21 protein-coding genes, 2 riboswitches and 1 other annotated feature are annotated in these 20,134 nt (G+C 37.5%); of the genes, 6 read left to right on the forward strand and 15 right to left on the reverse strand.

The window, feature by feature from the left end; all coding sequences use genetic code 11:
• Window positions 1-115: 115 nt before the first annotated feature.
• Genes arsC through ACKVQX_RS08455 form a run of 5 tightly spaced genes read left to right on the forward strand, consistent with a single transcriptional unit; the run spans window position 116 to window position 3,747 of the window.
• Window positions 116-559 carry an arsenate reductase (thioredoxin) gene (arsC, locus tag ACKVQX_RS08435; RefSeq protein ID WP_368634109.1) on the forward strand — a complete coding sequence of 148 codons (444 nt, stop codon included), beginning with the start codon at window positions 116-118 and terminating at the stop codon, window positions 557-559.
• Window positions 537-905, forward strand: coding sequence for an arsenite efflux transporter metallochaperone ArsD (gene arsD / locus ACKVQX_RS08440; protein WP_068453412.1), 369 nt, complete (start codon window positions 537-539; stop codon window positions 903-905). Before arsC ends, arsD begins: the two co-directional genes overlap by 23 nt.
• Complete coding sequence (gene arsA, locus ACKVQX_RS08445) at window positions 902-2,656, forward strand: arsenical pump-driving ATPase (protein ID WP_368634110.1); 1,755 nt, start codon at window positions 902-904, stop codon at window positions 2,654-2,656. Before arsD ends, arsA begins: the two co-directional genes overlap by 4 nt.
• Window positions 2,656-2,937 carry a Fe-S cluster assembly protein HesB gene (locus ACKVQX_RS08450; protein ID WP_068453408.1) on the forward strand — a complete coding sequence of 94 codons (282 nt, stop codon included), beginning with the start codon at window positions 2,656-2,658 and terminating at the stop codon, window positions 2,935-2,937. The genes arsA and ACKVQX_RS08450 overlap by 1 nt, the downstream gene beginning before the upstream one ends.
• A 12-nt stretch (window positions 2,938-2,949) precedes the next feature.
• Window positions 2,950-3,747, forward strand: coding sequence for an arsenite methyltransferase (locus ACKVQX_RS08455; protein ID WP_068453406.1), 798 nt, complete (start codon window positions 2,950-2,952; stop codon window positions 3,745-3,747).
• Between the two features lie 221 nt (window positions 3,748-3,968).
• Here the strand turns inward: ACKVQX_RS08455 and ACKVQX_RS08460 are convergent, their stop codons facing one another.
• Window positions 3,969-4,130: a hypothetical protein gene (locus tag ACKVQX_RS08460; protein WP_156422351.1), complete on the reverse strand. Its 162-nt coding sequence runs from the start codon at window positions 4,128-4,130 to the stop codon at window positions 3,969-3,971.
• Between the two features lies 1 nt (window position 4,131).
• The gene (locus ACKVQX_RS08465) at window positions 4,132-5,133 is read right to left on the reverse strand and encodes a DUF4097 family beta strand repeat-containing protein (RefSeq protein WP_068453404.1); all 1,002 of its coding nucleotides are present in this window, start codon (window positions 5,131-5,133) and stop codon (window positions 4,132-4,134) included.
• A 292-nt stretch (window positions 5,134-5,425) separates the two neighbouring features.
• Between ACKVQX_RS08465 and ACKVQX_RS08470 the strand changes: the two genes are divergently transcribed.
• Window positions 5,426-6,028 (forward strand): tetratricopeptide repeat protein, encoded by a 603-nt coding sequence (locus ACKVQX_RS08470; RefSeq protein ID WP_285216387.1) that lies wholly within the window; start codon window positions 5,426-5,428, stop codon window positions 6,026-6,028.
• Between the two features lie 44 nt (window positions 6,029-6,072).
• On the opposite strand, the gene ACKVQX_RS08475 is transcribed toward ACKVQX_RS08470, so the two are convergent.
• The 13 genes from ACKVQX_RS08475 to ACKVQX_RS08535 form a co-directional block, all read right to left on the reverse strand.
• Window positions 6,073-6,654, reverse strand: a complete 582-nt coding sequence (locus ACKVQX_RS08475) for an aminodeoxychorismate/anthranilate synthase component II (protein ID WP_087680779.1) — start codon at window positions 6,652-6,654, stop codon at window positions 6,073-6,075.
• A complete protein-coding gene (gene trpE / locus ACKVQX_RS08480; RefSeq protein ID WP_068453398.1) occupies window positions 6,651-8,039 on the reverse strand; it encodes an anthranilate synthase component I in 1,389 nt (462 codons plus the stop codon). The genes ACKVQX_RS08475 and trpE overlap by 4 nt, the downstream gene beginning before the upstream one ends.
• A gap of 72 nt (window positions 8,040-8,111) precedes the next feature.
• Window positions 8,112-8,318 (reverse strand) — a binding site (T-box leader).
• Between the two features lie 36 nt (window positions 8,319-8,354).
• Window positions 8,355-9,101 (reverse strand): hypothetical protein, encoded by a 747-nt coding sequence (locus ACKVQX_RS08485; RefSeq protein WP_336663930.1) that lies wholly within the window; start codon window positions 9,099-9,101, stop codon window positions 8,355-8,357.
• Window positions 9,102-9,139: 38 nt separating this feature from the next.
• Entirely contained in the window at window positions 9,140-10,756 is a 1,617-nt protein-coding gene (locus tag ACKVQX_RS08490) for a S8 family serine peptidase (protein ID WP_121177218.1), read from the reverse strand.
• 114 nt (window positions 10,757-10,870) lie between these two features.
• Window positions 10,871-11,563, reverse strand: a complete 693-nt coding sequence (locus tag ACKVQX_RS08495) for an ECF transporter S component (RefSeq protein ID WP_082701415.1) — start codon at window positions 11,561-11,563, stop codon at window positions 10,871-10,873.
• The gene (locus tag ACKVQX_RS08500) at window positions 11,556-13,211 is read right to left on the reverse strand and encodes an ABC transporter ATP-binding protein (RefSeq protein ID WP_409136197.1); all 1,656 of its coding nucleotides are present in this window, start codon (window positions 13,209-13,211) and stop codon (window positions 11,556-11,558) included. The genes ACKVQX_RS08495 and ACKVQX_RS08500 overlap by 8 nt, the downstream gene beginning before the upstream one ends.
• A complete protein-coding gene (locus tag ACKVQX_RS08505; RefSeq protein WP_285216393.1) occupies window positions 13,184-14,065 on the reverse strand; it encodes an energy-coupling factor transporter transmembrane component T in 882 nt (293 codons plus the stop codon). Before ACKVQX_RS08505 ends, ACKVQX_RS08500 begins: the two co-directional genes overlap by 28 nt.
• A 4-nt stretch (window positions 14,066-14,069) precedes the next feature.
• Complete coding sequence (locus ACKVQX_RS08510; RefSeq protein WP_409136198.1) at window positions 14,070-14,975, reverse strand: DUF4430 domain-containing protein; 906 nt, start codon at window positions 14,973-14,975, stop codon at window positions 14,070-14,072.
• Between the two features lie 81 nt (window positions 14,976-15,056).
• Entirely contained in the window at window positions 15,057-16,601 is a 1,545-nt protein-coding gene (locus ACKVQX_RS08515; RefSeq protein ID WP_325943093.1) for an Ig-like domain-containing protein, read from the reverse strand.
• A gap of 123 nt (window positions 16,602-16,724) precedes the next feature.
• A riboswitch (cobalamin riboswitch) is annotated at window positions 16,725-16,907 on the reverse strand.
• 125 nt (window positions 16,908-17,032) lie between these two features.
• The gene (locus tag ACKVQX_RS08520) at window positions 17,033-17,194 is read right to left on the reverse strand and encodes a transcriptional regulator (protein WP_068453384.1); all 162 of its coding nucleotides are present in this window, start codon (window positions 17,192-17,194) and stop codon (window positions 17,033-17,035) included.
• Window positions 17,195-17,399: 205 nt separating this feature from the next.
• Window positions 17,400-18,158 (reverse strand): cyclase family protein, encoded by a 759-nt coding sequence (locus tag ACKVQX_RS08525; protein WP_068453382.1) that lies wholly within the window; start codon window positions 18,156-18,158, stop codon window positions 17,400-17,402.
• A 72-nt stretch (window positions 18,159-18,230) separates the two neighbouring features.
• Window positions 18,231-18,334: riboswitch (SAM riboswitch) on the reverse strand.
• Between the two features lie 65 nt (window positions 18,335-18,399).
• A complete protein-coding gene (locus tag ACKVQX_RS08530; RefSeq protein ID WP_409136199.1) occupies window positions 18,400-19,365 on the reverse strand; it encodes an NAD(P)H-dependent flavin oxidoreductase in 966 nt (321 codons plus the stop codon).
• Between the two features lie 18 nt (window positions 19,366-19,383).
• A complete protein-coding gene (locus ACKVQX_RS08535; protein WP_325943091.1) occupies window positions 19,384-20,127 on the reverse strand; it encodes a tyrosine-protein phosphatase in 744 nt (247 codons plus the stop codon).
• Window positions 20,128-20,134: the final 7 nt, after the last annotated feature.

Raw genomic sequence — 20,134 nt, forward strand, 5'->3', positions numbered from 1 at the left:
GTCAATCCTTTCCAAAAAATATTATATCATAGATAGTTGAAAAGAAATTGACATCTTTTTCATATAAGAATATGATTATATAAGTAAGTTATTATATTTTGAGGTGATTTAAAAAATGAACAAAATTCTTTATTTTTTATGTACAGGTAATTCATGTCGAAGTCAAATAGCAGAAGGTTTTGCGAAGAAGTTGCTACCAACTGATTGGTCTGTAAAAAGCGCAGGAATTGAAGCGCATGGTTTGAATCCGAAAGCTGTAAAAGCCATGCAAGAGGTACAAATCGATATTACAACGCAAACTTCAGATGTGATTGACCCACAAATTCTTAATCAGGCAACATTAGTTGTAACGTTATGCGGTGATGCAGCAGATAAATGTCCTGTAACGCCACCTCATGTAAAACGTGAACATTGGGGTTTTACAGACCCTGCAAAAGCGACAGGAACAGAAGAAGAAAAGTGGGCTGTTTTTCAAGAAGTTCGCGATGCAATCCAAAAAAGAATTCAAGATTTTGTTGAAAAGGAGCTAGATGATTATGAAAGCCATTCAAATGTATGAACCAGCAATGTGTTGTCCAACAGGTCTATGTGGACCATCGATTGACACAGATTTACTGCGAATTTCATTTATTATGCATCATGTACAAAATCAACCAACAATTACAGCAGAGCGCTTTAATGTAACGAATCATCCAGATGTTTTTGTTGAAAATCAACAAGTGAATCAATTGGTTATGGAAGAAGGTATGGATTGTTTACCTATTACGCTTGTAGATGGTTTACTAGCAGTGAAAGGGCGCTATCCTACTACGGAGGAATTTTCTGAATGGACGGGAATACCTACTGAAGAATTAGCGAAAAAACCAAAAATTCGTCTAAACATTAAGGGAGATGTTTCAAAGTGAAACGTTTAACAAAAGCTGATTTTCCTACAACCCCTTTCGTCTTTTTAACAGGTAAAGGTGGCGTCGGTAAAACATCTGTTTCATGTGCATTAGCTATTTCAATGGCGCGTGAAGGGAAAAAAGTGCTGTTAATTAGTACCGACCCAGCTTCTAATCTGCAAGATGTGTTTCAACAAACGATTTATGGAGAGCCGACCCATATTTCAGATACACTCTATGCGTTAAATATTAATCCAGAAGAGGCAGCAGCTCATTATAAAGAACAAATGATTCAACCATATCGCGGAAAGCTCCCACCTGTTTTAATTCAAAATATGGAGGAACAATTATCAGGTGCTTGTACAGTTGAGATTGCTGCATTTAATGAGTTTGCTCAATTATTGACGGATCAAACCTTACTTCAAGATTTCGATCATATTATTTTTGATACAGCACCGACAGGGCACACACTACGTTTACTGCAATTACCATCGGCTTGGACACATTTTTTAGATGAAAATACGACAGGCACTTCTTGTCTAGGTCCTTTAAAGGGTTTGAATGAACATAGAGACATGTATCGTTTAGCTGTAGAGCGTTTAATGGATAAAAATCAAACGACGTTATGGCTTGTAACTCGTCCAGATGGGAATCCTTTAAAAGAAGCTGCACGTGCATCTCAAGAATTAGATGCGTTAGGTATGCAGCATCAGCAATTAATCATCAATGGCTATTTTGAAGAAGTGAGTGATGATGTGATGGAACATGCTTTCGCAAATCGTCAACGAGCAGCCCTTCAGCATATGCCGCATGCTCTACGTCATTTAAAAACATACACACTTCCATATGTACCATATACGTTGTCATCTCAAGCGAATTTAGAGTGTTGGTTACGTGATGAGTCAATTCCATTTGCTCATACAGAAACTTCATCGTTTGATGCGTATATAAACTTAGAAGAATTGGTTCAAACGTATACGAGAGAAAAGCCACATATTATTTTTACAATGGGAAAAGGTGGTGTTGGTAAAACAACCGTTGCTTCTTATATTGCTATGCGTCTTGCAGAAGAAGGGCAATCGGTTCATTTAACAACTACAGATCCAGCAGCACATCTTTCTTGGACACTAGATGAAACACTTCCTAATCTAACAATGAGTCGAATTGATCCAAAAGCAGAGTTGGCGAAATATGAAGCAGCTGTTTTGGAAAGAGCTGAAGAAACTATGACAGAAGATGGTTTAGCACTTGTGAAAGAAGATTTAGCATCTCCTTGTACAGAAGAAATTGCTGTATTTCGTGCATTTGCTGAAGTTGTGAAAGCACATGAGCATGAAACAATCATTATTGATACAGCGCCTACAGGTCATACATTATTACTTTTAGATGCGACTGAAGCGTATCATCAAGAAGTGAATCGTACACAAGGAGAGATTCCACCTGCTGTTTCTGAGTTGTTACCAAAACTACGTGATTCAGACTATACGCGTGTGTTAATTGTAAGTTTGCCTGAAGCAACACCTGTACTTGAAGCAGCACGTCTACAAACTGATTTAGAACGCGCTGGATTATCAGTTGATTATTGGGTTATGAATCAATGCTTTATTGCAGTGGCTACAGAAAGCCCTATTTTTAAAGAAAAACAGCAAATGGAGCAGCAATGGCTTGAAGCAGTTCAAAAAGAAAGTAAACGAATGGTGGTTGTTCCTTGGTTGATGGAGGAGCCTATCGGTCAAACAGGTTTAAAGAAACTAGAAGGAGAGGTTAAATAATGAATTTAACAATAGAAGGAAAAAATTATCTAATGCAAGTTATGGAAGGACAAGCGCCTAAATTGCTTCGTTTTTATGGTACAGAAGGTTGTTGTGGTGTAAATGTTCAAGTGGAAATTGCCGAACCAACTATGCAAGATACGGTTCAACTTGTAGATGGTTTAGAGATTGCTATACAAGATCAAGTGATTCCTATATTAAAAGATGTGACAATTCATGCAGAGGAAGAAGATGGACAGATGGGGCTTGTATTACAAGGTTATAGTCCGACGTCTTGTTAAGGAGGAAAAGAAATGAAAAAATCAGATGAACTTCGTACAGCAGTTCGCTTGAATTACGCAAAAGTAGCGACTCAAAATAATGACTGCTGTACAACGAATACAGTAAGTTGCTGTAATCCAGAAGAAAACTTGCAGCAATCACCGGAAGAGTTAGCTCAAAAAATGGGTTATTCTATCGAGGAATTAAATCAAATTCCAAAAGAAGCAAATATGGGATTAAGTTGTGGGAATCCACATGCTATTGCACAATTTAAAGAAGGCGAAACCGTTGTCGACTTGGGTTCAGGCGGTGGTTTTGATTGCTTCTTAGCTGCTAAAAAGGTAGGGGAGACAGGTCATGTCATCGGTGTCGATATGACACATGAAATGATCGCAAAAGCTCGCGCACAAGCTCAAAAAGCAAATTTAGCACATGTTGAGTTTCGTTTAGGTGAAATTGAGCATTTACCGATTGCCAATGAAACAGCAGATCATATTATTTCAAATTGTGTTATTAATTTATCACCAGAGAAAGAACAAGTATTTAAAGAGGCCTATCGTGTATTGAAACCAGGTGGTTATTTAGCCATTTCAGATGTGATTTTAACAGCTGAATTACCAGAAAGTTACCATGAAGATTTACAATTATATTCAGGATGCATATCAGGAGCCATATCGATTGAGACATATGAAGAATTGCTACGAAATGCAGGCTTCAAAGACATTCAAATTGAACCAAAAGATGAATCGAAGGAATTCATACGTGACTGGGAACCGAATTATGATTTAGAAAATTATATTGTATCGGCATTGATTCAAGCACGTAAATAAATCAAACGAAGGAATATGGTTGAAAAATTCATTCAACCATATTGTTTTTTTTCAAATATCTCAATATTATAAGTATTCTTATTAATGATACAAAACTTCCTATAATTTATATTATGTAAACTAAAAAGAAAAGAAATAAAAAGCGTGCAATCTTCTGTTCTATTTCCAATAAAAAATACAGTTCAGACAATTGCTTCGTCCAAACTGCATAAATGCTATATTTAGTATGCTCCGCCTTTAGCTGATCGGTTGCGTTGCATAAAGCGTGCTTCAATTTGTGCGTGATTCCGTTGTTTAACCATGCGTTGTTTTCTTTTTATACGAATGAAGTAAATACTGCTTACTAATAGCATACAACTCATTAAGATAATCCATACAAACATCTTATTTCCCTCCATCTTTCGTATCACTTACATAAAATGTACCTGACGTGAATTTTGTTGTTAATTGTTTTTGACCTGCTCCAACGATTGACGCACCTTTTGAGTTTTCACCATTCGTTAAATCAACTACGACATCACCTGACGTTTCTTCATGCGTATAACGTAGGTCGCGAACAAGTTCTGTATAATGAATGCGTACATCACTACTCGTTCCATTTATAAGCATCTTTTGTAGAGGTGTAGCCATTGTAAAATCAGCTGTACCCGATGTTAGCTTTAATGTAGCTTCTTCTCCTAAAAGTTGCTTCACTTGGATATCACCAGATGTTAATTCAGCTGTCATTTTTTTCGCTTGAACATCGACGAGACGTTGTGTACCAGACGTTGCCTTCATGCGTAAATCATCCGTTTCAATTTGTTCGAGTGATACATCCCCTGATGTAAGGCGAACAGACTGTTGATCTGAAATGATATTTTGTGCTTGTATAACACCTGAGGTTGTAGAAACCTCTACATTTTGTGCCTGTAAATCTTGCACTTTCATATTGCCTGATGTCTGTTTGAATTGTAGATGATTTCCGTATATTCCTTCGACAATCATTTGATTCGCTGTGTTTTCAACATAGAGTTCTTTCCATTCCTTTTCAGGAACAGCAATCGTTAGCTTCAGTTTGCTATGTAGGATATTGAAAAAAGCATAACGAAGCGCCTCTTTATGTGTAACTTCTACTTTTAGAGTATCGCCCTGCTTCTCTACTGTGTACGCTAGCTTTTTAGCTAAAGAACTATTCATCTTACCCTCTAACTTCGCGCGTAATTTTAAATCACTCGTCGGTACCACTTCTATATCTGCAATATCGGAATAAACATGAAGATTTTGAATATCTTCTATGGAAATTTTTTGAATATCATGAATTTCTTCCTGATTAACGCTATTCGCAACAAAATAAAAAATGGAAAATAAGAACAGTGAACCTACAATAATCAATAAGAATTTTTGCATAAGCGCTCCTTTAAATTTATTTTTGAAAATTTTGGAATATCATGTTTCATTATAAAGTATATAGCATAAAAAAGGAAGTTTTTCACAGATAGCGTCATATAGTGGTTTCATACGATGTTAAGAAGTCACTTTTTTTATGCTTTATTTTAATAAAATAGTATGAAAAATAGATTATAATGCACTTCAATGATATTTTTTTAGTAAATATGCCTTTTTTATAAAATAAGAACACTTGTTCCATATGCCGTATGTGTTGTATATTCGATATACTAATAAAAAGGAGATGGTACACATGACAACTGTTGAGAAATATACAGAGCAAGCAGAAACATTAAAAAAACAAGGGGCATATGCGGAAGCATTAGAAACATACGTCAAAGCAATCCAATTAGATAGCTCAAATAGCCGCCTATATCGCGCTTTTGGTAAAGTAGCATATCTTATGCAAGATCAGAAATTAGCAGTCGCAGCTTATCTTTCAGCCTTACATATCGAAATTGCGAAAATTGAGTATTATGGTTTAACTGAAGAAACAGAGAAAATGTTAGTTGCTCTGCCAGATGAAATGAAAGAAGCACTCCCTAAAGTAGGTGGCTTCATTATTTATTATGATACCAATACACTACGTCACTTAGCGCATGCAGTCGCAGACTTTGATGAAGAAGCAATTCGTAAACAACCAAAGATGCTCGCTTATAAAGAGATTTACGCAGCAGAATTAACAGAAGACGATGCGCTTTATGAAGAAACACTGAAACAATTCAATCGTACAGAAGACGAAGTGACAGATGAAGCAAAAGCTTTCTACATTCCTGTTGGAAAAGAACTCGCTTTTTCTTGGATTAAGTGGAACGAACTGAATAGTTTAGATGTAGGTAAATTATATTTTCCATAATAAAAAAACAGGGCTGCTACTACTAGCATTTGCCCTGTTTTTTATTATACGGTTTGTGTAATTGTATTTAAAAAAGCTTGAATCATCTGATTCCCTTCATCTGTGTGATACGATTCTGGATGGAATTGAAGCCCGTAAATCGGTAATGAGCGGTGGTGACAAGCCATAATCTCCCCGTCCTCTGTGACCGCATCTACATGAAGTAATATATGCGGGAAGTTTTCACCATTTGCGACTAATGAATGATAACGCATCACTTCGGTTTCAAAAGAACAGTTAATTAATAGTCCTTCCTTTTTATGCATGAGTGGAGACATACGTCCATGCATGATTTCTTTTGCTTGTATAATTTCCCCACCAAAAGCCTGCACAATCGTTTGATGCCCTAAGCAAATACCGAGTATGGGAAACTCTTTTTGAAGTTGTGTAACGACCTCAAGGCAAATCCCTGCTTCATCTGGTGTACCAGGACCGGGTGAAAGGACAATTGCTTGTGGTTGAAGCGCTCGAATCCCTTCGATTGTTATGGCATCATTTCGTACAACTTCTACTTCCGTACCGAGTGAGGCGATTTGTTGGTATAAGTTATATGTGAATGAATCGTAATTATCAATAAGTAGAATCATGAGATCACCTCCAATAAAGCTTTTGCCTTATTTAATGTTTCCTCATATTCACTGATTGGATTTGAATGATGTACAACACCTGCTCCAGCTTGAACATGAGCTTTCCCGTCTTTTACGACCATCGTACGAATGGCAAGTGCTAAATCTAAATCACCTGAAATCGAAAGATAACCAATCGCTCCTGCATACACGCCTCTTTTTACATGTTCGAAATCATTAATCAGTTGCATGGCGCGAATTTTCGGTGCACCTGATACCGTACCAGCTGGTAAACAGCTCGCCACAACATCTAGTGGATGAATAGCTGGTCTTAAGGTTCCTGTCACTTCTGATACAAGGTGCATGACATATTTATAACGCTCAATTACCATGTACTTTGGCACACTGACAGAACCAATCTCACATAGTCTCCCTACATCATTACGACCTAAATCAACGAGCATACGATGTTCAGCTAATTCTTTCTCATCTTGAAGTAGACCTTCTGCAATGACATCATCCTGCTTAGCATCCTTTCCACGCGGTCTTGTGCCAGCGATTGGGTTTGTCGTCACCTGACGCTTTGAAACCTTTACAAGGCTTTCTGGAGACGTTCCAAGCACTGTATAACCATCAAAGTCAATATAATACATATACGGAGATGGATTCGCTGTACGCAGTTGACGATAAAGTGCCATCGGGTTCCCATCATACTGTGCTGAAAAACGCTGAGATAGTACAATTTGAAAAATATCTCCTGCTTCAATATGACGTTTCCCTTCCTCTACCATCTGGCAATAAGCATCTTGTGTCATACTCGGTATAAATTGAAGCGCATCCACTTGTTCTAAAAAAGGTTGAAGTGGTTTCGTTAATTGCTTTTGGATTCGTTCAATTCGTTCATCTAAAATCGCTTCTGTTAAACCTTCTTGAAATAAATCAATGGTCGCAATCGTTAATGTCTGCTTAACATGATCCATCACGACAAATGTATCAAAAAAGAGTAAATGCATATCGGGCATATCGATTGGATCAACTAATACATCACCAATCTGTTCATGATAAAAAGCAGTTTCATACCCGATGTAGCCAATCGCTCCACCATAAAAAGAAAACGGATAGTCCCCTTTTACATAGGGAAGAAATTTTTTTAATTCTTCAAAAGGGTGCAGTGAATTCAATTCAATACATTTATCGCCCTTTTTATACGTAAGAATCTGATTTTTCGCAACTAGTGTTGCAACAGGTGAAGCAGCAATAAAAGAGTAACGACCACTCTCTTCATGTTTTGCAGAAGATTCAAATAGAATTTTTTGCTTCCCCTCTAATGCGTGATAAATCGAAATAGGTGTCAGCATATCTGCTTCTAACTCTAACTGCTTGTGTAATACGGTCTGTTCTGTCATGTGAAAAACTCCTCTCAACTCAGCTCATTTTTCCTCAACATATAAAAAGTCCCCCACGAAGAAAAAATCTTCATGGAGGACGAAATCAATCCGCGGTACCACCTCAGTTGTGACCTATGTCACCTCTCGCAAGTAACGGTTGCCGCCGGATGTCTCTACTTTCATGTTCAAGGCACCACTCAAAGGTCCATTCGATTCATGCACTTTACTAACTTCCACCAACCGTTAGCTCTCTTGAAAAGTAACATTGAATGTACTACTCCTTCTCAACGTGTTGCACTCATTATATGACGAATCGTCATATAATTCAATTTATTATTCTTTCTTTTTTTGGAAAAACTGTAGCATGTAATGTAAAAAACGGCGATTCGTTCGAATTTGATCTGTTAAATCACGTGCAATGACTTCAAAAAATTCATTCGACTCATCCGTACCGCGCAAGACACGTCGGGTTCTTTTTTCATCTGGCCATGAACCGATTAAATAGCCTTTTTCTTCTAATTCCCACGAAACGGTATAAAGATAGCTATTGGAAGGACCCCAACCGAAAAGGTCTTCAATCTGCTTTGCAACATCTGCCATTGAAAAACTGCTTCTCGTTTGCGCAAGTTTAAAGGTAACATAGCGCACAATATCTTTCACCGAAATCAATTTTGAAAAATAAGCTCGAAATTCTTCCGGTAATGGATGATCTGGCTTCGGTGGCTTTTCTCCATTTTTCGTCAATTCATAATAAAAGCGATCTAATATTAAAACAATCTCATGGAATCGTTCATAATAAATTTGCTGATAACGTAAAAGACGCTCTTTTCCAAGTGTCGTCGCTTCATAGTACACCTTTCTACCTTTGGTGAACGAAGAAAGAGCGCCTTCGCCTTCTAATTGCTTTGCAACACGTGCCACATATTCATAACCTACTTTGCGACCTGGGAACTGATCGACGAACTGTTCATATAACTCTGCTGCATAGAATGGTTGTGTTGAGGTTTCATGTAGCCAGAATAATGCAATCGTATCTTTTACACTAAACCCTACTGCATCTTGAAATGTTTTCTCTTTCACAGTTTAGAAACCTCCTTTTTCTTTTAGTTTACCATGTTTTAACGATAACGTATGACTCTGACAGTAGTCGATTTAGAGACATTTCCAGCCTGATCGACTGCCTTCACTTCAAATACATAGACTTTTTTCTTTTTAATTTTCGGTATAATAACCTGCGATTCACGTGTTTCTTTGATGCGTTTTCCGTTCATATAAAGAATATTTTTTAAAAAATCCTTACTACTCGACTGCTTCCACGTTAATTTCACTTGTCCTGTTGGTAGTAAATCAGCCGTTAGCTGTTTTGGAGCTTGTGGTTTTGTGGTATCTTTTTTTGTTCGAATTGTTGTCGTGACAGTTTCCGAAAAATCTCCGTCAGCATTTACAAAACGGAATGAAAAAGTTAGCTTTTTATTTGCAGGAAGGTTTTTTAAGGTTAATTTATTAGCTTTACTGCGCTGAATCACGCGTTCATTTTGTAATACGATAACGTCTTCCTTTTTACGATTTGTTAGTGAAAAAGAAGCTTCATGATCCGTCACTTTTCTTGTTGAGATGACGGGCTTTCTATCTAGTAGTACAGGTGCTTTTATCGCTAAAATCGGATAGGGCTTCTCTTTTTGCATCTGTTTTAACTTTTGAACAAGTTGCGTATTTGAACTGTACGGATAACGTTCTTTTAATAAAGCAAGTAATCCTGTAATATGCGGTGCTGCAAACGACGTACCCGTTACATAACTCACTGTACCAGAACGGTTAATCGCTGGCACATCTTCACCAGGTGCTAAAAAATCAACCCGTCCTTGATGATTTGAAAAACTACTAATATCTTGATAACGATTAATCGCTCCAACACTGACCACTTCTTTATAACTTGCTGGATAACGAACCTTTTCATAGTAACCATCATTGCCTGTAGAAGCGATCATTAAGATACCTGCTTTATTTGCCTTTTGGATGACTTGATGTAGTGCTGTTAAATCATTCGGAAGTCCAGAAGATAAGTTAATGAAATCGATTTGATGATCAATCGACCACTGAATGGCGCGTACAATATCAAAAGCAGAGCCTTTTTTTGTGCCATCTGCATATTTTAAAGCATATATTTGAACATCGGGTGCAATCCCTTGCGAAAATCCATTAAGTAGATGCGGCTTAGCAGCAATAATCGACGTAACGAGTGTGCCATGTCCTAAACCGTTATGACCGCGGTCAATCGAATCTGCTTCATTCACAGTTGTATTCGGATCGTCTGGTGCAAATACGAGGCGTTGCTTGATGGCGTGTTGCAAACTCGGTATTGTCGCTACACCGGTATCAATAACAGCTACTTTCACATTTTTCCCTGTATAAAGTGATGCAGGTGTGACAGGAATACGTAGAAGTGATAAATTCCACGTTGGTTTCGTCGGTTCATTTAATAATGTGACAGCTGTATTTTTTTCAATCGTACTATCTGGGAAAGCTTGGTGAAAAGTACGCTGTTCAGCTGTTGTAAGGTCCGTTAAGATGAGTTGTAAATCTGGCAATATTTCAGCGTTTTTCGGTAACTGTTTCTTCATATCAACTACGTCTTGATGTGGTGTAGAGATGATGACTTCTTCTGCAGCAGCGCTTATGGAAGATGTCATAACGAGACCTAGACAACAACTTGCCGCCAATAATAACCTTTTCATACCAAACCCTCCTTTAAAGTGTTGTTACTCCATTATATGAAAAATGAAGTCCTGTATTCAATAGTTGTCCTGAAAATTGAAAAAGAGCAGCGATTACTACGCTACTCTTTTAATTTAGGTCGTCTGCATGACCCCGTATTTAATTTTTAACCGTTCTAGCTTATCACCAATCGGTTTTGTAAGTAACCACAGGAAAATGACATTTGAAATCATATACGTAATAGTGAATGGAATCGCTGTGATGATTTTAGAACCATACACAATCCAACTAAAGCCGTTACCAAGCGATAAAACCGTCCAAATATCCATAAGCATCGAATACATGATACCTGAGAAAATCCCGTAAAACAGTAATGAGATTTTTGATTCCATCCAGTTCGTTTTACCGAGTAATCCAGCAATGTAGCCGAGAATACCAAGCGTGAACATTTGAAAAGGTGTCCAGGGACCTTGACCGAATAAGATATTCGACGTAACAGCAGATACAGCCCCTGTTAGAAAACCAGCTTCTGGACCAAGCTTAAAGCCTGTAATCGCAACAAGCGCTGTCATCGGTTTAAATGCTGGGATAAAGGCGAATGCTGCACGTCCTGCCACCGTAATTGCCGACATCACTGCGATAATTAATACTTCTCTCGCATCGGGTTTTCGTCTTTCAAATGATAAAAAGAAAGGAATACAAGAAAATACCATGACAAACATGGAGATTAAATTGTATTTTCCATCTTCTAATAAAGTCGCTCCAATTAAAATCCCAATAGGAATAATCACAAAAAAGATAATGAGTGAAATGACCTTTTTAGACATGTGTCATCACCTCTTGTAGAGATTGACAACGTGCAATTAACTGCTCTGTCGTTACAACATCTTCAAATAATTGACGACACATACGATTCGTCGCAGTCGTATAGAAGTGATTACCACTGTAAAAGGCAGCTGGTGTTCCTTTTGCGACGATTTCACCGTCAAAGAACATCGCACAAGACGTTGCATGTTCAGCCGAGAATTCGACATCATGCGTCACCATTAAAATTGATGTCCCTTGACTTTGTAAGTCATGTAGAATACGAGCTAATACTTGTTTAGATTCACCGTCTAGCCCCTTCGTTGGCTCATCTAGTACTAAGATTTTTGGATTTTTAAGTAGTACTTTTCCAAGTGCGACTTTTTGCTGCTCACCACCGCTTAAATCATATGGATGTTGAGCAAGTAGATGGCGAATTTGAAGTAAGTCAATTACGCGATCAATAGCTGCTTGATCTTTTGACATCATGGCGAGTTCAAGTTGCACTTCTTTTTCGACAAGCAATGTTGTTGGATCTTGTGGTAGCATCGAAATCATACCTTGATACAATTCTTTTTTTGCATATTTTTTAAGTGGCTTGTTAAAGATTGTTACTTTTCCGCGATGCGGTTTTAATAGCCCCGTTATTAAGCCGAGTGTTGTGGATTTACCCGTCCCGTTTCCACCAACAATACTTAGAAATTCACCTTGATGGAGCTGAAAATTCAATCCTCGAATTAAATCTTCTGCATGACGGTCATAGCGAAACCATACATCTTGTACATCTAGTACGACTTCACCAGAAGGCTCTGCTTCTTGAATTTGTTTATGGTCTTTTTCGTAATGCTTTTCAAGCCATGTGCGTCCGTCACGAATCGTTAAAGGTGTTTCATCTGATTGCTTGAGTGCATGATGTACACGAAGCGGTGTTGGCAAACCAAGCAACATTGGATGATGTGCATCAACATGACGTAAACGTGTAGCCGCTTTAATGGGTGTATCATTTGCAATAATTTCACCTGCATCTAAAATAATGACCCGATCTGCAATCGGATATACTTCCTCTAATCGGTGTTCAACCAGCACAATCGTTAAACCGAGTTCTTTATTGAGCTTTTGAAGTGTTGCGATAAATTCACTCGCTGCAATCGGGTCGAGTTGTGATGTAGGTTCATCTAGAATCAGTAGTTGTGGTTGCATCACCATAATACTCGCTAAATTGAGCAGCTGTTTTTGACCACCTGATAAGTCTGTTGTATTTTTTCGGAACCATGTTTGAATACCGAAGAAGCTTGCCATTTCAGCAACGCGACGACGGATTGTCATAGAATCGTAACCCAGATTTTCAAGACCAAAGCTCAATTCATGCCATACTTTATCCGTTACAATTTGTAGTTCAGGTTTTTGAAGTACATAACCGATTTGACTGGCTGCTTCACGCTGAGGCAAGTCTTGTAAAGCGACACCATTGAAATGAATCGTTCCAGACATTTGACCATGTGGCGTTAATTCACGTTTTAAATGCTTTAATAATGTACTCTTACCACATCCTGATGTTCCGCATAATACGACGAATTCACCTGCTTCAATTTCAAGAGAGATGTTTTTTAAAGTTGGTTTTGTTGCAAGTGGGTAACTAAACGTTAATTGATTGATTTCAATGAGCGCCATTTGAATGCCTCCAGTACTTCAATAAAAATAGGTAGTGACACGAGTATACCATAACTAATCGTCATGAAAATCATCGAACCGTCCCATACGATTGGTGAGAACGTTGGATAGTAGTAGAATTCGTTCCAACCGAAATAGCTACATAGCAGTTGCATGATAAATAAAATGAAAATACCGCTGAGTGCAATCCCATCTAATCGATCAAAGCGAAATAATGAAAAAGTTGAGCGCCCCTTTAATCCGTAGCCGCGCGCTTTCATCGAATCAGCTGTTTCAATTGCATTTTCTAAAGCCCACGAGATAAGGATGGATAAAATACGAGTTCCAGCTTTAATACGATGCCAAACCGAACCTGAACTAGGGTCCATGCCAATCGCACGTTGCGCATACATAATCTTCTTAATTTGATGACCGAATAGAGGTACAAGGCGCATCGTTAATGAGATTAGTAATGCCACAGCAGGGGATACTTTCGTAAATAAATATAAAAATTTATCAGATGTCATGACCGCATTAAATGCACTAAACCAAAAGATAATGGCGATTAACATGATAGAAGCAGCAAATCCATAAACAATAGCTTCGACTGTAATCGGTTGTTCGTTGATATAGAGAATCGCTGTTTCGCCTTCATGAATGAGTAAAGGGTTTAAAATAGCTGCTACCAACATGAATGGAAGCAGCCATTTAATCGATTTCAAAAAACTTTTCTTTAATAAAAGAAAGCTTGTGACAGTTGCACCCGTAAAACTAATCATAAGAAGAATAGGATGCATGTAAAACATCGTTAAACCAATAACAGCGAAAAAGTAACTGAAAATAACGAGTGGGTGAAAATCATGAAGTGATTTCATCTAACTACCACCCTAAGTCCGTTCCACCATTAGTTGTATATTGCAACTCAATGCGGTCACCATCTTCAAGTTCATAATTACCTACGCCAACAGGTGCCTTTCCACCGTTAACTGTATACATCCAGCCACTTAATGAACCTGCTTGTTTTTCGTTTATATGATTAATCCCGATAATATAAATACCGTACATTGGATTTTTTTCGTAATTAATATAAATACCGTATTTTGAACGTAGTTTTGAAATGGCATCCCAAGCTGTATCGCCTTCTTTAACTTCAATTTTTGCGTTATTTAATAGTACACCACTTGCTGGTACATATTTTTCACTTTGTAGGTTTTTCGGTAATAGCTCATAATGATCAGGATTTAGTAATGTGCGCATGCCAATTGTAATCGTTGCATATTCTTTTTTCGCTGGTTTTTCTACAGGTTTTTCAGGTGTTGACGGTTTTGGTGTCGATGGCTTCGGTATAGAAGTCGTTGTCTCTGGTTTTTTCGTTACCGTCGTTTCTTTTTTCGGTTCGTCTTTTTTGACTGGTTTTTCTGTTTTTGTTGGTTGTTCTTTAGAGGTATTATTAGATGTTGTTGTTTCCTTTTTTGCCTCTGGTTTTTGTGTTTGAGATGGTGTCGATGTTGATTTCTCCACTGTAGAAACGGACGAATTCGTTGACGTTGTCGTGTCGTTTTCAGATGTAGCAGCCACTTCTTTCGTTACAGAACCTTTATCATCTTGCGCCGTTTCTTTTGTTTCTTCTTTTTCTTTTGCTTTTTTCTGTTCTTCGTCATTTAGAACAACGACTTTTTTTGCTTCTTCCTCTTGCTCATTTTCATATTGCTGTGCGGTTTGCACTTTACAGCCTGTTAAAAGTAAGGTTGCAGATAGCGCAAATAGTATAATTTTACTTTTCATGTTGTCCCTCCTTTTAAGATAGCAATAGGGCTGTTCCAAGATTTACATCTTAGAGCAACCCTTATTCGCTATGTGTAAATCTTATTTACTTTTTACTGTAACTGTAACGGATTTACTTGTGTAATTTGATTTTTTCGCATACACTTTTACTTTTGTTTTTTCTTTTAATGTTGGTACTTTAATTGAGAAAGAACCTGTTTTTGTGCTGGCAGTTGCTTTATATGTTTTGTTTCCAATTTTTGCATATACTGTTGCACCTTTTGTTGTTGATCCGGTTACTTTTTTAGCGCCTTTTACAAGCTTACTTACTTTTGGTGTTGCAGGTGTTAAACGATCAGCCACTTTTTGTGTAATGGCTTTGCTCTTATTACCAGCTAAGTCAGTTACATAGAATTTCACTGTCGCATTGGCTTTGAACGCAGTTTTTACTGGATATGAGAATTTACCTTTTGCATCTGCTTGAACTGCTGCTAATTTTTTCGAACCATTATAGATTGTAACCGTTGCATATGGTTCTGTCGTACCTGAAATTGTTTTTGTTGTGTTCGCCACTTTTGTAACACTTAATGATTTTGGTGCAGTTGTATCATACTTTAAAGAAGAAGCTTTTGCATCTGCTAAATCAAAGAATGTATTTTTATCTGATGCATAACGATCATACGCAACAAGACCTAACATTGCACTTGTTGTTGCAAATAGTTGTGGACTTTTTTGATCTGGTGTTGTTTTAAAACCACCTGTTTTTGCATCAAAGTTTAATAACATATTTGACACAGCCCAGTGACCATTTTTAATAAATGAACGTGCTGTTTTTGGATTAATGCCATTCTCTGTTAGAGCGATGACCACTTGAGCTTGTGAATCGACACTATTACCGCCCCATGGATTATAACCTGCAACATCTGTTAATTGGCTTGACATATAATCTAAACCTTTACGAATTGACGCTTTGACAGCTGGATCTGAATCATAGTTCGCAAGTGCGCTTAACACCATCGCAGCCATGTCGACACTCACGCCATTTTCAACATCTTCAGCCCAAGAGAAGCCACCATTTTCAAATTGTGTACTTACTAAATAATCAACCATAGATTTACGTGAGAAATCAGCGTATTTTGCACCTGCTGGGAAGCTATAATCTTTCGCTTCTAAAGCACGTAATACATATAAATAATCTGTGATGTATAAACTTTTCGCTGCTTTACCTGCTACTAATTTATCACCTAATAAGTTAATTAAGTTATAACCCGCAACATTTTTCGGATCTTTACCGATTGCAGTAATCGCTAAAATTATTTTTGATAATGCGCCTGGCGAACCACTAAATTGACCTTTTTGCTTCTTTAATTCACGTTCAACATCTTTATAGAATGTTGTGTAGTAATCTTTACTTACAGCGTAATTTGAACGCGCAAAATTAAGTACTGCATCTGAACTTTGGTAAGTTGGTGTTGATACATCTGGTAATGAATAATAATAGTTCGATGTTGCTTTTAATGTATTCGCTACATCAACTTTTTTAACTGTTGGTACTTTTGCTTCTGCTTGTAAAGCCGTTGCTGGTACAGCTGAAACGACTAAAGCTGCTGATAATGTTGCTGGAATCACCCATTTTGATTTAAACATAAAAATAACCCCCAAATTGTTTTGATTTGGAGGATTAGCTAACACGAAAAGCTCACGTTCTAAAGACATGAAGAATTATGTAACAATATTTATACTTACGTGCGTCTAATCCACCCCTCGAAGATTGAAACGAATGATGAAAGCAGGTCTCCTGGCTCTATGATCACATTACTTTGACAACTTCCCGTATAAACACAGTGTTTATATGTCATTTCATCCCATATTACAGTAGCGGGGCTGCATCGGATTTTCACCAATTTCCCTATTATCTAGCCTAAAACTAGCACTCTCATCTGAAAGAATATTCAATTATCTTAATAGAAAGTATTCCATACTCTATAAAAAAAGTAAATAACTTTTCATAAAAGAAGGTCTTAGGACATACAAAAACCTCTACTTTACACATTAAGTGGAAAATAGAGGTTTAATACCTAGCTAATCTCTTGAATTGTGGCGTCTCTCTTATACTCATTAAATGCATACAATTGCTCCTCTGTTAATTGTTTGACATATAAATGGTAATTCATCGACTCCAACCCATAATTTTCGCAAGCCTGACAATATATTTGATAACCTTCCATAAAGTGTTCCATTGAACATCTCTCCTTTTGTTATATAACAGTTTTATTTGTTGTACTTAATATATAACAGATGAAAAAAGATGTCAACTCATTTTCTGAAAATTCAACGAAAATATTTGGTTTACATAATAATATTATTTTTGAAACAAAAAACACCTTGAGATGACAAGGTGTTTCCACGACAAATGAGTCTGTATAGTTTAAGACAAATGAGCCTTTATTGATTCGGTGTAATCGCAAATGAGCGTACGGGAAAACCAGATGCTTTTTCAGGTTTAGCCACGATATTAAAGATAACTGCCCCTTTTGCCGGAAGTTGATCTAAATTCGTTAAAAGTTCGACTTGATACGTATCTTGTTCTAAAACGAAATACTCTGCGGCTAATGAGCCATGTTTTCGATATTCTTCACTCGAATCTGTATCAAATGTTTCATGACCAATCGCTTTAATGCCTCGTTCTTTGAATAAAAAAGATAATACTTCGACAGACCAACCTGGCACATGAGCCACGCCTGCTTCATCAATATTATTAAAGATATCATGGTCGGGCCAGCGCTTCGACCAGTCTGTGCGTAATGCGACAAATGAGTCGGCTTCAATGATGCCATTTTGATCCTCAAATGAGAGGATGTCTTCAATCGTTACCGTGTGACCTGGATTCTTTTGTACTTGAGCTGTAATATCTACAACAATAAGTGGCAGTACTAACTCCTGAAGATGAAGTTCCTCGATATAGCGTGTATCTCGTACAAAGTGTATCGGTGCATCAAGATGTGTTCCATACTGACCTGCAAAAGAAAATTGTTGTGCAAAAAAGCCATCATCATGTGTAAAAAGTGTATCGAATTTTGCTGGATTGAATGCATGGAAGTGAGGTGACTGGCTATTAAAGGTATGTGTCAAGTCCACCCATTTCTGCTTTTTCAATGTTTGTAATGCTTGTAAAACATCTTGCTGTAAAACCGATTCGCTCATAACATCACTCCTTTTTAATCTAAAAAAAAACCTCTCCTGATAAGAAGAGGTTTTGAATAGTCAAAGGAACTCTTCTTATCTTTTAGCTTACGCTACAGGATTTAGCACAGTTCAATTTAACATTGTCTGTTGCTGAAGGGTCAACGGGCCAGTCCCTCGCCTTCTCTTGATAAGAGATACGATTTTTTTGTTAACTTCATATTACAGTAAGCAAATTGGAATTGCAACTGTTTTCTGAATATTATTTTATTTTTAGATTTAATTGCGTTCTTGCTTCTTCAATTTGCTGTTCAAATTGCTCAAATAAAGCTGCCACAGTTGGAATGGAATGAATGAAGCCGATACTTTGACCCGCATAACCAAAGCCATCTTGCTGCTCTTCATAAATATAACGACGATTTGCTGCGCCGCTAATATAATCTTTTAATGCCTCGTATGTAGGCGTCTTTTGTTCAATTTCTAAAATTTCATCTGTGAATGGTGTGTGTAGCACACGCGCTGGACCACCAATGGAACGTTTAATAACGACCGTATCCATTTCATCATGTTCAATCAATGCTTGTTTGTACAGTGGTGCTGCATCTACACATTCTTCTGTCGCAATAAAACGTGTCCCAATCTCAACTCCGTCTGCTCCTAGTGCAAAAGCAGATAAGATACCTCGACCATCTGCAATGCCTCCTGAAGCGATTACAGGGATGTTGACAGCATCGACAACGCGCGGAACGAGTACATGTGTCCCTAAATCATTTAAACCGAGGTGACCACCGCCTTCTTGTCCAACAACGACAACAATATCTGCCCCTTTTTCTTCTGCTTTTAAAGCCAATTTAACAGAAGAAACGAGTACAAGCTTCTTCATATCGGTGTCTTTCACCATTTCTAATACAGGACTTGGATTTCCTCCTGTAATCGAAATGATCTGAATACCTTCTTCTATTGCTACTTGTACAAAAGGTTCGTAATGTTCACGGTGTCGTCCAATCGCAAAGTTCACACCAAAAGGACGATCTGTTAATGTGCGTGTTTTATGAATTTCTTTTCGTAAATCTTCTGGAGAATCTAAACTGAGTGCTGTCACTTGGCCCAGTCCTCCAGCATTCGAAACTGCTGCTGCTAAATCTGCATAACCAAGATAGGCGAGACCTCCTTGAATAATTGGTTTTTCAATTCCTAATAATTCCGTTACACTTGTTTGCCACTTCATCTCAAAATCCCCCTTATGCTACTCTAAATAGAAATCTTGAATCTCTTTTCTCGTTTGTTCATCAATATGATATTCTTCTTTTAAATACATCTCAATCGTACCGTATTTTCTTAAAATCTCATCATGTACATGGTCGAGCAATGTTTGATTGACTCCTACTAATATCTGCAAAATTTCTGGATCCTTTACAGCTAATTCAAGAGGTTTTTGCCAATATGGTGGATGTTTCTCCATATATTGATTAGTTTCTAAAAAGTCTTGGACAATCGTCGTATAAGGAACACCAAGTATCAAGTACGTAATCATTGAGCCAATTCCTGTGCGGTCTTTTCCTGCTGTACAGTGTTGAATCATCGGTCCCTCATATGCTTTTAAAATAGAGACGAGTGTTTGATATGCAGGATTTTCAAATGCTAAACTGGCATAAAACTCTTTAAATAAATCCATATTCAATTGCTTCAATAAATCACTGCTCGCTAAATCTTCAATCGAAGCAAGATTAAATTGCGATCGACTAGCAGGCGCATGGACGTCATGTACACCTTGTATCCTTGGTGTCGGATGAGCTTCAATCTCACTTTCATCTCGGTAATCAATGATTGTTCGAATATGAAGCGCTTGCAGTTGTTGCAAATCTTTCGGTGTACTCTTACTTAATTCTCCACAACGATAAAGTAATCCTTTTTTCACATGTTTACCTTCAATCGTCGTTACACCACCTAAATCACGAAAATTAGGGATTCCTTCGAATGGTAAAAACATTTAAACG

Source organism: Kurthia sp. ISK08, assembly GCF_046159805.1.
GTDB classification, from domain to species: Bacteria; Bacillota; Bacilli; order Bacillales_A; family Planococcaceae; genus Kurthia; species Kurthia gibsonii.

Excerpts from the sequence above, each read along its gene's own strand:
- ACKVQX_RS08470 (WP_285216387.1), top strand. The coding sequence starts at position 5,426 with ATGACAACTGTTGAGAAATATACAGAGCAAGCAGAAACATTAAAAAAA.
- ACKVQX_RS08450 (WP_068453408.1), top strand. The coding sequence starts at position 2,656 with ATGAATTTAACAATAGAAGGAAAAAATTATCTAATGCAAGTTATGGAA.
- ACKVQX_RS08495 (WP_082701415.1), bottom strand. The coding sequence starts at position 11,563 with ATGTCTAAAAAGGTCATTTCACTCATTATCTTTTTTGTGATTATTCCT.
- ACKVQX_RS08525 (WP_068453382.1), bottom strand. The coding sequence starts at position 18,158 with ATGAGCGAATCGGTTTTACAGCAAGATGTTTTACAAGCATTACAAACA.
- ACKVQX_RS08510 (WP_409136198.1), bottom strand. The coding sequence starts at position 14,975 with ATGAAAAGTAAAATTATACTATTTGCGCTATCTGCAACCTTACTTTTA.
- ACKVQX_RS08475 (WP_087680779.1), bottom strand. The coding sequence starts at position 6,654 with ATGATTCTACTTATTGATAATTACGATTCATTCACATATAACTTATAC.
- ACKVQX_RS08490 (WP_121177218.1), bottom strand. The coding sequence starts at position 10,756 with ATGAAAAGGTTATTATTGGCGGCAAGTTGTTGTCTAGGTCTCGTTATG.
- ACKVQX_RS08455 (WP_068453406.1), top strand. The coding sequence starts at position 2,950 with ATGAAAAAATCAGATGAACTTCGTACAGCAGTTCGCTTGAATTACGCA.
- arsC (WP_368634109.1), top strand. The coding sequence starts at position 116 with ATGAACAAAATTCTTTATTTTTTATGTACAGGTAATTCATGTCGAAGT.
- ACKVQX_RS08500 (WP_409136197.1), bottom strand. The coding sequence starts at position 13,211 with ATGGCGCTCATTGAAATCAATCAATTAACGTTTAGTTACCCACTTGCA.
- ACKVQX_RS08535 (WP_325943091.1), bottom strand. The coding sequence starts at position 20,127 with ATGTTTTTACCATTCGAAGGAATCCCTAATTTTCGTGATTTAGGTGGT.
- ACKVQX_RS08520 (WP_068453384.1), bottom strand. The coding sequence starts at position 17,194 with ATGGAACACTTTATGGAAGGTTATCAAATATATTGTCAGGCTTGCGAA.
- arsD (WP_068453412.1), top strand. The coding sequence starts at position 537 with ATGAAAGCCATTCAAATGTATGAACCAGCAATGTGTTGTCCAACAGGT.
- ACKVQX_RS08465 (WP_068453404.1), bottom strand. The coding sequence starts at position 5,133 with ATGCAAAAATTCTTATTGATTATTGTAGGTTCACTGTTCTTATTTTCC.
- trpE (WP_068453398.1), bottom strand. The coding sequence starts at position 8,039 with ATGACAGAACAGACCGTATTACACAAGCAGTTAGAGTTAGAAGCAGAT.
- ACKVQX_RS08515 (WP_325943093.1), bottom strand. The coding sequence starts at position 16,601 with ATGTTTAAATCAAAATGGGTGATTCCAGCAACATTATCAGCAGCTTTA.
- ACKVQX_RS08505 (WP_285216393.1), bottom strand. The coding sequence starts at position 14,065 with ATGAAATCACTTCATGATTTTCACCCACTCGTTATTTTCAGTTACTTT.
- ACKVQX_RS08530 (WP_409136199.1), bottom strand. The coding sequence starts at position 19,365 with ATGAAGTGGCAAACAAGTGTAACGGAATTATTAGGAATTGAAAAACCA.
- ACKVQX_RS08460 (WP_156422351.1), bottom strand. The coding sequence starts at position 4,130 with ATGTTTGTATGGATTATCTTAATGAGTTGTATGCTATTAGTAAGCAGT.